The organism is Streptomyces sp. NPDC104381, assembly GCF_055583745.1.
In genome coordinates this window covers 319,660-332,866 of record NZ_JBVJNK010000007.1, presented here as the reverse complement: position 1 = coordinate 332,866, position 13,207 = coordinate 319,660, and the positions used below count along the sequence as shown (strand labels likewise).

General features: G+C 71.4%; 10 protein-coding genes. 7 read left to right on the top strand and 3 right to left on the bottom strand.

Annotated elements, in window-relative coordinates:
• The first annotated feature begins 165 nt into the window (after nucleotides 1–165).
• Nucleotides 166–1,983, top strand: a complete 1,818-nt coding sequence (gene aspS, locus ACZ607_RS25815; RefSeq protein ID WP_469738250.1) for an aspartate--tRNA ligase — start codon at nucleotides 166–168, stop codon at nucleotides 1,981–1,983.
• 289 nt (nucleotides 1,984–2,272) lie between these two features.
• On the top strand, nucleotides 2,273–3,034 hold the full coding sequence (locus ACZ607_RS25810) for a hypothetical protein (protein WP_469738249.1): 762 nt from the start codon (nucleotides 2,273–2,275) through the stop codon (nucleotides 3,032–3,034).
• A gap of 86 nt (nucleotides 3,035–3,120) precedes the next feature.
• On the opposite strand, the gene metG is transcribed toward ACZ607_RS25810, so the two are convergent.
• Nucleotides 3,121–4,734, bottom strand: coding sequence for a methionine--tRNA ligase (metG, locus tag ACZ607_RS25805; RefSeq protein ID WP_469738248.1), 1,614 nt, complete (start codon nucleotides 4,732–4,734; stop codon nucleotides 3,121–3,123).
• Nucleotides 4,735–4,881: 147 nt separating this feature from the next.
• Between metG and ACZ607_RS25800 the strand changes: the two genes are divergently transcribed.
• Both ACZ607_RS25800 and ACZ607_RS25795 read left to right on the top strand, forming a co-directional pair.
• Nucleotides 4,882–5,535 carry a response regulator transcription factor gene (locus ACZ607_RS25800; protein WP_469738549.1) on the top strand — a complete coding sequence of 218 codons (654 nt, stop codon included), beginning with the start codon at nucleotides 4,882–4,884 and terminating at the stop codon, nucleotides 5,533–5,535.
• A gap of 62 nt (nucleotides 5,536–5,597) precedes the next feature.
• Nucleotides 5,598–6,794 carry a sensor histidine kinase gene (locus ACZ607_RS25795; RefSeq protein WP_469738547.1) on the top strand — a complete coding sequence of 399 codons (1,197 nt, stop codon included), beginning with the start codon at nucleotides 5,598–5,600 and terminating at the stop codon, nucleotides 6,792–6,794.
• On the opposite strand, the gene ACZ607_RS25790 is transcribed toward ACZ607_RS25795, so the two are convergent.
• Nucleotides 6,728–8,224 carry a VWA domain-containing protein gene (locus ACZ607_RS25790; protein WP_469738247.1) on the bottom strand — a complete coding sequence of 499 codons (1,497 nt, stop codon included), beginning with the start codon at nucleotides 8,222–8,224 and terminating at the stop codon, nucleotides 6,728–6,730. The genes ACZ607_RS25795 and ACZ607_RS25790 overlap by 67 nt on opposite strands.
• Before the next feature lie 292 nt (nucleotides 8,225–8,516).
• On the opposite strand from ACZ607_RS25790, the gene ACZ607_RS25785 reads away from it, so the two are divergent.
• The 3 genes from ACZ607_RS25785 to ACZ607_RS25775 all read left to right on the top strand — a co-directional run bounded on the left by ACZ607_RS25785 (nucleotide 8,517) and on the right by ACZ607_RS25775 (nucleotide 12,942).
• The gene (locus ACZ607_RS25785; RefSeq protein ID WP_469738246.1) at nucleotides 8,517–10,574 is read left to right on the top strand and encodes a PhoX family protein; all 2,058 of its coding nucleotides are present in this window, start codon (nucleotides 8,517–8,519) and stop codon (nucleotides 10,572–10,574) included.
• A 201-nt stretch (nucleotides 10,575–10,775) separates the two neighbouring features.
• Nucleotides 10,776–12,452: a hypothetical protein gene (locus ACZ607_RS25780; RefSeq protein ID WP_469738244.1), complete on the top strand. Its 1,677-nt coding sequence runs from the start codon at nucleotides 10,776–10,778 to the stop codon at nucleotides 12,450–12,452.
• Nucleotides 12,453–12,519: 67 nt separating this feature from the next.
• Nucleotides 12,520–12,942, top strand: coding sequence for an RNA-binding S4 domain-containing protein (locus ACZ607_RS25775; RefSeq protein WP_469738242.1), 423 nt, complete (start codon nucleotides 12,520–12,522; stop codon nucleotides 12,940–12,942).
• On the opposite strand, the gene ACZ607_RS25770 is transcribed toward ACZ607_RS25775, so the two are convergent.
• A complete protein-coding gene (locus ACZ607_RS25770) occupies nucleotides 12,943–13,188 on the bottom strand; it encodes a DUF2630 family protein (RefSeq protein WP_469738240.1) in 246 nt (81 codons plus the stop codon). It abuts the gene before it with no gap.
• Nucleotides 13,189–13,207: the final 19 nt, after the last annotated feature.

Here is a 13,207-nt window from a genome sequence, read left to right as displayed (position 1 = left end):
CCACGGTCGCCACCGAGGGAGACCGCACGGCAGCCGCCCGTCGGAGGCCGCCGGATGCGCCCCGGACGGCCGTGCGGCGACAATGGCAATGAAGCGGTGCGTCCACGGGCGGTAGCCTGGGGTGTCAATCCACCACCCCCGACCGCGAAGACTGGATGAACGACGATGCATCGGTACAGGTCCCACACCTGCGGCGAGCTCCGCGCCTCTGACGTCGGCACCGACGTCCGGCTGAGCGGCTGGCTGCACAATCGCCGAGACCTGGGCGGCATCCTCTTCATCGATCTGCGCGACCACTACGGTCTGGTGCAGCTCGTCGCCCGTCCCGGCACCCCCGGCAACGAGGCCCTGGCGAAGCTGACCAAGGAGACCGTCGTCCGGATCGACGGCAAGGTCTCCGCGCGTGGCGCCGACAACGTCAACCCGGAGCTCCCGACCGGTGAGATCGAGATCGAGGTCTCCGAGGTCGAGGTGCTGGGCGAGGCCGGCCCGCTGCCCTTCACGATCAACACCGAGGACGGGGTCAACGAGGAGCGGCGCCTGGAGTACCGCTTCCTCGACCTGCGCCGTGAGCGCATGCACCGCAACATCATGCTGCGCTCGGCCGTGATCGCCTCCATCCGCTCCAAGATGGTGGCCCTCGGCTTCAACGAGATGGCGACGCCGATCCTCACCGCGACCTCCCCCGAGGGAGCCCGTGACTTCGTGGTCCCCTCCCGGCTGAACCCGGGCAAGTTCTACGCCCTGCCGCAGGCGCCGCAGCAGTTCAAGCAGCTGCTGATGATCTCCGGCTTCGACCGGTACTTCCAGATCGCGCCCTGCTTCCGCGACGAGGACGCCCGCGCCGACCGTTCGCCGGGCGAGTTCTACCAGCTCGACGTCGAGATGTCGTTCGTCGAGCAGGAGGACGTCTTCCAGCCGATCGAGAAGCTGATGACCGAGCTCTTCACCGAGTTCGGCAACGGCCGCGAGGTCACCTCGCCGTTCCCGCGCATCCCGTTCCGCGAGTCGATGCTGAAGTACGGCAACGACAAGCCGGACCTGCGGGCCAAGCTGGAGCTCGTCGACATCTCCGACGTCTTCGCCGACTCCGGCTTCAAGGCGTTCGCCGGCAAGCACGTCCGCGCCCTCCCGGTGCCGGACACGGCGGGCCAGTCCCGGAAGTTCTTCGACGGCCTCGGTGAGTACGCCGTCGAGCACGGTGCCAAGGGCCTCGCCTGGGTGCGCGTGGGCGAGGACGGCACGCTGGCCGGGCCGATCGCGAAGTTCCTCACCGAGACGGACGTCAAGACCCTCACCGAGCGGCTGTCCCTGGCCCCCGGCCACGCGGTCTTCTTCGGTGCCGGCGAGTTCGACGAGGTCTCCAAGATCATGTCCGCCGTCCGTGTCGAGGCCGCCAAGCGCGCCGGCCACTTCGAGGAGGGCGTCTTCCGGTTCTGCTGGATCGTCGACTTCCCGATGTACGAGAAGGACGAGGACACCGGCAAGATCGACTTCTCGCACAACCCCTTCTCGATGCCCCAGGGCGGCCTGAAGGACCTGGAGGAGAAGGACCCGCTGGACATCCTGGCCTGGCAGTACGACATCGTCTGCAACGGGATCGAGCTGTCCTCCGGCGCCATCCGTAACCACGAGCCCGAGCTGATGCTCAAGGCCTTCGAGATCGCGGGCTACGACCGCGAGACCGTCGAGCACGAGTTCGCGGGCATGCTCCGCGCCTTCCGGCTCGGCGCCCCGCCGCACGGTGGCATCGCCCCGGGCGTCGACCGCATCGTGATGCTGCTCGCCGACGAGCCCAACATCCGCGAGACGATCGCCTTCCCGCTGAACGGCAACGCCCAGGACCTGATGATGGGCGCCCCGACCGTCCTCGACGAGACCCGGCTGCGCGAGCTCAACATCCAGCTCCGCAAGCCCGTCGCGGGCACGAAGGACAAGGCCGATGTCACGGAGGCCGTGGTCAGGGACACCGGCGCGAAGTAGGCACCGGCGGTTCCGCTTCGGTTCCACGTGAAACAGCCCTCGGCCGGATGGCCGGGGGCTGTTTCACGTGGAGGCCGGCACCCTCCCGTGGCCCCTCGGCGGGGGCCCGGGACCCGGGGCGGTCGCGGGCTCCTTGCCTGCGTACGGGTGGACCCTGCGGGACTTTCCGGCGCACGGGTGCGCGAAGCGGGTACATCCGGATGGCCCCGGTTCCGATTCGGCGCCGTCGGGCCCGGCAAGGACTGGCACGGGAAGTGCTCGTCCGCCCCCCACCGAGGAGTTCCGCACCGTGTCCGTCCCGCGCCGTCCGTACGTCCTGCTCGTCGCCCTGTTCCTGCTGGTCATCGGCTGCTCCGCCGGGGCGGTGCAGACCACCGACCCCTCCGCGCCCCGGGGTGCGGAGGGCCCCGGGGCCTCAGCCGCACCGCCCCGCGCCGTGGAGAGCCTCCGGCCCCCCGCCGAGATTCCGGACCTGGGTCCGCAGACCCGGGCGCAGATTCCGGCCACGGCCCGGCAGGCCCTCGTGGTGACCGGTCAGGGCCCCGATTCCAACCGTTCCTCGGCCGTCCTCTACAGCCTCGACGACCCGGCTCTCGGCTGGAGACCCGGGGCGGGCCCGTGGCCCGCCCACAACGGCATGGAGGGCTGGACGGACCACCATCTCGCCGACGACCTCCGCTCGCCCGTCGGGGTCTTCGGCCTCACCGACGCGGGCGGCCGGCTGCCCGACCCGGGCGCGTTGCTCCCGTACGACGAACAGCACCGCTTCGCGGTGAGCGGCGAGGGCTTCCTCGGGGAGCCGCTCGAAGGCTCCTTCGACTACGTCGTCGCCATCAACTACAACCGGACCCCGGGCACCAGCCCGCTGGACCGCACCCGGCCGCTCGGCGCGGAGAGGGGCGGCGGCATCTGGATCCATGTGGACCACGGCGGGCCCACCCAGGGCTGTGTCTCGCTCACCGAGGACCGGATGCGGGAGCTGCTGCTCACCCTGGACCCCGCGAAGTACCCCGTGATCGTGATGGGGGACGCCGCGTCGCTGGCCCTGTGACGAGGGCGTACGCGCCGGTGGACGACGCGGAGGAGCCCGGGTCCCGATGTGTTCGGGGCCCGGGCTCCTGCCTTGTGTAACGCCGCTTACGCGGGCTTCTCCTCCAGACGCGGGAACAGCACCGCGCCCTTCGTGACCGTCGCGCCCACGGGCAGCTGACCCCAGCGGCCCGCGTCCTGCACCGGCTGGTCGGCCAGGGTGCCCAGGGACGCCTCGGCGCCCAGGGACTCCCACAGCTTCTGCGAGGTGTCCGGCATCACCGCGTTCAGCAGGACCGCGACACCGCGCAGGGCGTCGGCCGCCGTGTACAGGATGGTCGCCAGCCGCGCCTGGCCCTCGGGCGAGGTGTCCTTGGCGACCTTCCAGGGCTCCTGCTCCGTGATGTAGCCGTTGACCTGCTTCACGAAGTCGAAGATCGCCAGGATGCCGCCCTGGAAGTCCAGGTCCTCGCCGATCTTCCTGTCGGCGGAGGCGACGGCCGCGGCCAGGCCCTCCTGGACCGCCCGCTCCGCGTCACCGGCGGCCGTGGCCTCCGGGAGCGCACCGCCGAAGTACTTGCCGACCATGGCCGCGACGCGCGAGGCGAGGTTGCCGTAGTCGTTGGCCAGCTCGGAGGTGTAGCGGGCGCTGAAGTCCTCCCAGGAGAACGAGCCGTCGCTGCCGTACGCGATGGCCCGCAGGAAGTACCAGCGGTAGGCGTCCACGCCGAAGTGCGTGGTCAGGTCCTGGGGCTTGATGCCGGTCAGGTTCGACTTGGACATCTTCTCGCCGCCGACCATCAGCCAGCCGTTGGCGACGACCTTGCCGGGCAGCGGCAGTCCCTGCGCCATCAGCATGGCCGGCCAGATGACCGAGTGGAACCGCAGGATGTCCTTGCCGATCAGGTGCACGTCCGCCGGGAAGGTTCCGTCGAACTTCTCCTGGTTGGCGCCGTAGCCGACCGCCGTCGCGTAGTTGAGGAGGGCGTCGATCCACACGTAGATCACGTGCTTCGGGTCCCACGGCACCGGGACGCCCCAGTCGAACGTGGAGCGCGAGATCGACAGGTCCTGGAGACCCTGCTTCACGAAGTTCACGATCTCGTTGCGGGCGGACTCGGGCTGGATGAAGTCCGGGTTGGCCGCGTAGAACTCCATGAGCTTCGGACCGTACTCGCTGAGCTTGAAGAAGTAGTTCTCCTCCTTGAGGAGCTCCACCGGCTTCTTGTGGATCGGGCACAGCTTCGTGCCGTCCTCGGCCTCGATCAGGTCGCCGGGGAGCTTGTACTCCTCGCAGCCGACGCAGTACGGGCCTTCGTACCCGCCCTTGTAGATCTGGTCCTTGTCGTACAGGTCCTGCACGAACTCCTGCACACGGTCGGTGTGCCGCTTCTCCGTCGTACGGATGAAGTCGTCGTTCGCGATGTTCAGGTGCTCCCAGAGGGGCTTCCACGCTTCCTCGACGAGCTTGTCGCACCAGGCCTGGGGCGTGACGTTGTTCGCCTCGGCCGTGCGCATGATCTTCTGACCGTGCTCGTCCGTGCCGGTGAGGTACCACACCTTCTCGCCGCGCTGGCGGTGCCAGCGGGTGAGCACGTCGCCTGCGACGGTCGTGTAGGCGTGGCCCAGGTGAGGAGCGTCGTTGACGTAGTAGATGGGGGTCGATACGTAGTAACTCTTCACGACGTCGCCCCCTTGCTTCTCGGATCCAGTGGCCGCCATGGTCGAAATCCTAACGGCCCGTGGAAGATCCACTCACATCGATGAGTGTGCCCCGGGCGGCGGAGAGCTTTGCGAAACATCCTTTCCCGTACCAAAGACGCATCCTGGGAGGAGTGGGCACGCGTGCGCGAGGCAGGGGACAACACGATGCGGGTACTGGTCGCCGAGGACGAGGAGATTCTGGCGGAGCTGGTGGCGACCGGGCTGCGGCGGGCCGGATTCGCCGTCGACACCGTGTACAGCGGTGACGCCGCGCTCGCCTACCTCGGGCTCCACGACTACGACGTCGTGGTCCTGGACCGCGACCTCCCCCGGGTGCACGGCGACGACGTGGCCCGCAGGCTCGTCTCCACCGGCTCGCGGACCAGGATCCTGATGCTCACCGCCTCCGGGACGATGGAGGACCGGGTGGAGGGGCTCGACCTCGGCGCGGACGACTATGTGAGCAAGCCCTTCGAGTTCCCCGAACTGGTCTCCCGGGTGCGCGCGCTGCGGCGGCGCAGCGCCCGGCCCGTGCCGCCGCAGCTGGAGAGACACGGCATCCGGCTCGACAGCGTGCGCCGCGCCGCCACCCGCGACGGGCGGGACCTGGACCTGTCGCCGAAGGAGTTCACCGTGCTGCAGCTGCTGTTGGAGGCCGACGGGGGCACGGTCAGCGCGGAGGAGCTGCTGGAGCGAGCCTGGGACGCCAACGCCGATCCCTTCACGGGCGCCGTCCGCGTCTGCATGAGCAAGCTGCGCGCCAAGCTGGGCGAGCCGGCCCTGATCCGTACGGTCCAGGGCGTCGGGTACGCCCTGTGAGCAGGCTGCTGGGGCTGGTGCGGGCCGGCGGGACGGCGCACGTCCGGCACTCCACGATCCGGATGCGGATCGCCCTCGTCTACGGCGGGGTCTTCCTGGTCCTCGGCACCGCGCTGCTCGCCACGGTCAATCTGGCCTCGCGCGCCGGTACGGACTCGCAGGCCCGGGCCATCGCCACGTCCGCCGCGGTCGCCCAGCCGGGCTTCGCGGTCAACGGTCCCCTGCACGCACGGGGCCGCCTCGGCCCGCCCACGGTCTACGACGTCACCGACGACGTCAGCGACGCCGCGAGCCGCGAGCTCCTGTACTGGTCGGCCGCCGCGCTGCTCGTCATGACGGGCTGCGCGGTCGGGGTCGGCTGGTGGACCGCGGGGCGGGTGCTGCGGCCCGTCCACGCGATGACGGCGAAGGCGCGACGGCTCTCCGAGCACACCCTGCACGAGCGGATCGCGTCCAGCGGCCCCGACGACGAGCTGAAGGAGCTCGGCGAGACGCTCGACGCGCTGCTGGCCCGGCTGGAGAAGGCCTTCGACAGCCAGCGGCGGTTCATCGCCAACGCCTCGCACGAGCTGCGGACCCCCCTGGCCACCCAGCGGGCGGCGATCCAGGTGGGGCTGGACGACCCGTCTCCGGAGGATCTCGTACGGACCCGGCAGACGCTGCTGGACAACAACCGGCGCAGCGAGCGGCTCATCGAGGGGCTGCTGGTGCTGGCGCGCAGCGAGCGGGGACTGGCGCGCGGGGAGCGCGCGGAGGTCGACCTGGCTCAGGTGGTGACGGAGGAGGCGGCCCGGCCCCTGGCGGCGGCGGAGCGGGTGTCGGCGAACCGGCCCGAGGTGACGGTCGCGGCCGAGCCCTGCGTCGTACGGGGCAACCGGCAGCTGCTCGCGCAGCTGGTGGCGAATCTGCTGTCCAACGCGGTGCGGTACAACGTGCCCGGCGGCCGGGTGGGGGTGGCACTGTCGGCGGACGGGGTCCTGGCGGTCCGCAACACCGGCCCGGTGGTGGCCGAGGGGGACATCGCGGGGTTCTTCCAGCCGTTCCGGCGCGGGGAGGGGCGGGACCGGATGGGGCAGGGCTCGGGGCTCGGCCTGTCGATCGTGCGCTCCATCGCGCTGGCCCACGGCGGTACGGTCACGGCGGTGCCCGGCCCGGAGGGCGGGCTCACCGTGACCGTACGGCTGCCGGTGGATCAGCCCTCCGCGACGATCCCGCGGGCGGCGGCCCAGGCGGGGAGCCCGGCGAGCACCTCCCGGTAGAACTTCGCGTCGGGCACCTCGCGCGGGGCGGGACCCGCGTGGAAGAACCCGGCGTTCTCGACGTCCAGCCGGCGCAGGAAGTCGAAGGCCTTCGCGTCCTCGTCGCCGAACGCGACGAACTGGAAGAACAGCGGCAGCCGCGCCGCGTCGGCCAGGGCCTGCTTGGCCGCGACCTTGGCGTCCGGGGCGCCGTCCGTCTGGAAGATCACCAGTGCGGGGCCGTCGGCACCGGACTTCTCGTAGTGCGCGACGACCTCCTCGACGGCCCGGTGGTAGTTCGTACGGCCCAGGCGGCCGAGGCCCTCGTGCAGTTCGTCGACCCGGCCCTCGTGGGCGGTGAGGTCGATCGCCCCGGTGCCGTCGATGTCGGTCGAGAAGAAGACGACCGGCACGGTGGCGTTGGCGTCCAGGTGCGCGGCCAGCGCCAGCGTGCGGTCGCCCAGGTGCTGGGCGCTGCCGTCCTTGTAGAACGGCCGCATCGAACCGGACCGGTCGAGCACCAGGTACACGGTGGCCCGCAGCCCGGTCAGCCCGTGGGCCTTGAGCCCGGCCTGCGCGGCCTTGTACGGGGCCACGAGCGCGGGCGCGGCCGCCTTGACCCGGGCGAGGGTGACGGCGGGCTTGCCGGCCGCCGGGGCGGTGGACTTGCCCTGGGGCTTGGCGGCCTTCGGCTCCGGCTCGGGCGCGGCGGCGGCCTCGGCGGCCTTCGGCTCGGGCTCGGCGGCGGCCTCGGCCTTGGGCGGCTCGGGGGCCGCTTCCGGCTCGGGGGCCTTCCCGACGACCGGCTCGGCGGCCGGCTTCTCGGCCGCGGGCTCCGCGACGGGCTTCCCGGCCGCGGCCGGCTCCGGGGCGGCCTCCACCTCGGCGGCAGACGCCTCGGCAACCGGCGCGTCAGCAACGGGCGCCTCGGTGGCCTTCGCCTCGGTGGCCTTCGCCTCCTCCGCCGCGGGCGTCTCGGCCTCCGGCTCCGGGTCCATGTCGATCGTGATGGGCGCCACGGCGGCAGCCTCGGTCTCGGCCACGGCCTCCGCAGCCGGCTCAGCGGCCGTGTCAGCGGGAGCCACCGCGTCGGCGGCGTCCTTCCCGGTGTCCGCGGTGCCGGCCGTGGCCGGCTTCGCCTCCGGGTCCGATCCCTGGGCCGGAACCTTCGGCGCGGGCGCGGAGGTCGTCGTACCCGCCGACGCCTTGTCGAAGGCCGCCGCGACCAGGTCCGACGCCTGTCCGCTGTCGTGCTCGGCACCGGCGGACCGGTCCGAGGAGGAGGCCGGGGCCGGTACCGAGGCCTTCGCGGGCTCGGCCGCCGGAGTGGCGTTCTCCGGCTCCGGCTCCGTGGGCTGGGTGCGCTCGGCCTGGGGCGGGACGGTGGCCGTGGCCGACTCGTCCTGCTCCGTGCGGCCGAACACCTTGCGCAGCAAGCTCCGAATGCCCATGGGCGAGGCCTTTCGCATGAGTTGGGTGCGATAAATGTCCGTACTGCGGGAATTGATCCCTGGCCAGGGCGGATACGTAAGGTTAGCGGCCGGATCCGGCCGTTCGGCTGTGCGGCCCGCCCCGGCGTCAACCGAGCCCCAACCGAGTCGTCACCGAGTCCTGGACGGGAGCCCGTACGACCAGGAGCGGAGCGGTGTCCGGGACTTCACCCGCCGTTCACCGGCAGTCCCTCGAACGGCGTGGATGCGCCCCTACCGTCACCGCGTGACACACAGACGGAGGGACGAAAACGTGCGCGAACTGCTTCCGCTCATCGGCTCGCACCAGGGCGGGCGCTCTGCGCTGACCTGCCGCTACCGCTGCGGTGACGCCTGCTTCCAGGAGGTCCCGAACACGAGCGACAACGAGTACGCCGGCGACATCATCGCCGGTGCCCTGTCGCGCCGTTCGATGCTGCGCGCCGCCGCCGTGGTGACCGTGGCCGCCGCGGGGACCGCCGCTCTCGCCGGCCCGGCCGCCCCGGGCGCCGAGGCCGCACCGCTCACCGGGCGGACCGGCGGCAGGCCGAAGCCCACCGCCACGGGCGCCCGGGGCCTGCGCTTCGCGGCCGTCGCGCCGAACACCGACGACAAGGTCACCATCCCCGACGGCTACGGCCAGAACGTGGTGATCCGCTGGGGCGAGCCGATCCTGCGCGGCGCCCCCGCCTTCGACCCGGAGAAGCAGTCCGCGAAGGCGCAGGCGGGCCAGTTCGGTTACAACAACGACTTCCTCTCGCTGCTCCCGCTGCGCGGTGAGCGCGGCCGTCAGGTGCTGGTCGCCAACCACGAGTACACGGACGAGAACCTGATGTTCCGTGGTTACGATCCGGCCGCCCCGACCCGTGAGCAGGTGGAGATCGCCTGGGCGGCCCACGGACTCTCCGTGGTCGTCGTCCAGGAGGAGAACCGCACGGGCAAGCTCGCCCCGGTCACCCGCCACCCGCTGAACCGTCGGCTCACCGCGACCAGCGAATTCCGGGTCACCGGTCCGGCCGCCGGCAGCCCGCTGCTGCGCACCTCCGCCGACCGCACCGGCCGCAAGGTGCTCGGCACCCTCAACAACTGCGCCGGCGGAACCACCCCGTGGGGCACCACGCTGCACGGCGAGGAGAACTTCAACCAGTACTTCGCCAACGGCTCCAGCGACACCGACAAGCGCTACGGCATCGGCACCGCCGCGACCGAGCGCAAGTGGGAGCGGTTCGACAAGCGCTTCGACCTGGCGCAGGAGCCCAACGAGGCGCACCGCTTCGGCTGGGTCGTCGAGCTCGACCCGTACGACCCCGACTCCACGCCCCGCAAGCGGACCGCGCTCGGCCGCTTCAAGCACGAGGCGGCGCAGCCCCGGCTGACCGCCGACGGCCGTCCCGTGGTCTACATGGGCGACGACGAACGGTTCGACTACTTCTACAAGTTCGTCTCCAGCAAGCGGATGAAGAAGGGGAACTCGCGGGCCGCCCGGGAGCACAACCTCACCCTGCTGGACGAGGGCACGCTGTACGTCGCCAAGCTGACCGGGGACTCCCCCGTCACGGAGTTCGACGGCACGGGCAAGCTCCCCTCCGACGGCGAGTTCGACGGCAGCGGTGTCTGGATCCCGCTCGCCACGGGCACCACCTCGCACGTCCCGGGCATGACGGCCGAGGAGGTGTACGTCTTCACCCGGCTGGCCGGTGACAAGGTCGGCGCCACGAAGATGGACCGCCCCGAGGACGTCGAGCCGTCGCCGCGCACCGGCCGGGTGTACATCGCCCTGACCAACAACACCGACCGCGGCAAGGCGGGCAAGGCGGGCGCGGACGAGGCCAACCCGCGCAACGCCAACAAGCACGGCCAGATCCTGGAGCTCGCGGAGAACTGGGACGACCCGGCGGGGGACGGGTTCGCCTGGCGGCTGTTCCTCGTCGCCGGGGATCCGGAGGACCCGTCGACGTACTTCTCCGGTTTCCCGAAGGAGAAGGTCAGCCCCATCTCCTGCCCGGACAACGTGGCCTTCGACGACCACGGCAACCTGTGGATCTCCACGGACGGCAACCAGCTCGGCTCGCACGACGGCCTGTTCGGCGTCGCGACGCAGGGCGAACGGCGGGGTGAGCTCAAGCAGTTCCTCACCGTGCCGACCGGTGCGGAGACCTGCGGACCGGTGATCCAGGACCGCCGTGTCCTCGTCGCCGTCCAGCACCCGGGCGAGGTGGACGGCGCCTCCGTCGAGAAGCCGGCGAGCACCTGGCCGGACGGGCGCGGCAGGATCGTGCGCCCGTCGGTCGTCGCCGTCTGGCGCAAGGACGGCAGCGACATCGGCGTCTGAGGTCCGAGGTCCGAGGCGCGCCGGGCGGCCGGAAACGGAGGCCCGCCTACGGCCTGTGTCCGTGCGGTGCATGCCTGATGAGTGTCGTTCAAATGTGTTCATGAGGCCCATAGTTGCGTTGCTAGCGTGACCGGCCGGTGTGACCGACGTCAGGTCGGTCGTGCCGGCCGATCAGTACGCGCACTCACGAAGGGCCCCCACATGGGACATCCATCCCGCAGAACACGCCTCGCGGCCTGTGCCGTCGCGGCAGGCGCACTGCTGTCCGCGCTGGTGCCCGCGACGGGTGCCACGGCCGCTCCCGCGGGCGCCCCGCGCGCCGTCGCGGCGGACGATCCCGTACCGGGCCACGAGGGCATGCCGGACGACGGCTTCGAGGACGCGCCCGAGGGGGAGCAGGACGACCTCGCGGGCGCGGGCACCTCTCCCTCGGCGTCGGCCGGGGCCGACGCGCAGGCCGTGGTCCCCGGGCGCCCGGGCGACTTCACGCTGGCGGCCGGCACCGATCTGACCGGTCTGGTCGGCAAGCTGGACGCCGCGCTGCCCAAGCAGGGCCTCACCGCGCTCATGACCCAGGCCAACCGGGACGCCGGATGGAACTCCACCTGCGGTGACGCCGCCATCTACGGTCCCGACCTGGTCGCCGCGCCCCGGGTCTGCTGGGCGGACGACGACGCCACGTCCTCCGAGTGGATCCCGCAGGCGATCACCGGTGTCTCCGACGCCCAGGAGGACGAGGACTGGGGGACCTCGGACGCCGAGCCCATCGCGGTGGCCGGCTACGACGACCGGAACCCAGGCCGCAGCGACTACGCCTCCGGCCGTGACAACTGCGTGCAGGCTTCCGCGTCCGACGCCTGCAACGAGAAGGGCATACGGGTCAGCTTCTTCAACCAGGCCACCAAGAAGTACCGCCATGTGCTGCTGGCCTGGCCCTACCTGAACTCGAAGGACCACATCTCCTTCGACGCCCTGCACGCCAGCGAGGGCAAGTGCACCGCGGCCTCCGGCGTGACGGCCTCCTGCAAGGCGCAGAACGGCATCCACGCGGGCGGCATGGTCTGGTACGGCAACTACCTGTACGTCGCCGACACGGCCAACGGCATGCGGGTCTTCGACCTCCGCAAGATCATGGACCTCAACCCGGACAACGACGCCTCGGTCCACGACCCGACGCCGGACGGCCTGGTCAGCAACGTCGTCGACAAGAAGCGGGTCGGCCGCCAGAACAACGTCTGGTACGCCTACGGCTACCGGTACGTGATGCCCCAGGTCGCCTCGCTGAAGTTCACCACGGCGAAGAACGGCGGGTCCACCAGCGGCAACCAGTGCTACGCGACGGGCCGCCCGAAGGCCTCGTACATCTCGCTCGACCGGACCGGCGACGACCACATGGTCCTCGGGGAGTACTGCAACACCAACAACGGCGGGTCCAGCAACGGCCGTGTCGGCACCTACCCGATGACCGCGCTGACCGCCGCGGTCGAGGGTGCGGCGGGTACCTCGGCCAAGGCGGACCTCGCGTACGGGCTGCCGGACACCGGCACCTTCGGGGGCGAGGCCCTCTGGCACAAGATCCAGGGCGTCACGCGCTACGACGGTGCGTGGTACTTCCACCGCAGCAACGCCTACGACAACGGCCGGCTGATGCAGGCCACCCCGAAGACCGTGGACGGCACGACGCAGCTCGTCGCCAACCCGAAGATCCTGGAGAGCTCGTTCGGCCCGGAGGACCTGTACCTCGCGCACGGCAGGGGCGACGGCCTCCCGCCGAAGCTGTGGTCGCTCAGCGAGCACGCGCCCAGCAAGTGCGGGGTGTGCAAGCGGGAGCTGTACAGCTACGACATGGGCGCGGTGATCAGCGGCTTCGGCTCCTGACCGCTCCGGCCCGCTTCCCACCCGCTTCCGGCCCACCACGGCGCCTCACCGCACTACAGTCGTACGCATGGTTTCCGGTGAGGCGCCGCAGGCGGAGGGAAGCGTCCGGGTCGACGCCTGGATCTGGGCGGTCCGGCTGACCAAGACCCGGTCGCAGGCGGCCGCCGCCTGCCGCGCGGGGCACGTGCGGGTCAACGGCGAGCGCGCGAAGCCCGCCCAGGCGCTGCGTACGGGCGACGAGGTGCGGCTGCGGCACGCGGGCCGGGACCGGATCGTGGTGGTGTCCAGGATCGTGAAGAAGCGGGTGGGACCGCCCGTCGCGGCCGAGTGCTTCGTCGACAACAGCCCGCCCCCGCCGCCGCGCGAGGTGGCCCTCCAGGTCCCGGTCCGTGACCGTGGCACCGGCCGTCCCACCAAGCGGGACCGCCGCGAGATGGAGCGCCTCCAAGGCATCCAGGGCCCCCAGGGCAGGGGCCCGAACCCCGGCTAGTCAGCTCTGGTAGCCCTCCACCTCGGAGGCGGGGCGCACCCTCGCCTCCGAGGGGTCCTCGCCGTACTCGCTGAGCGCGCGCCGCTGCCGCAGCAGGTCCCAGCACTGGTCCAGCTGGACCTCCACCTCGCGCAGCCGTACCCGCTCCTCGGCGGAGAGTCCCAGTTCGGCGGTGGAGCGGGAGCGCAGGGCGCGCTCCTCGGCGATCAGCCCGTCGATGTTCTCGAAGATGTCCTGGTCGGCCATGAGCCTCTCCCGGTCCTGT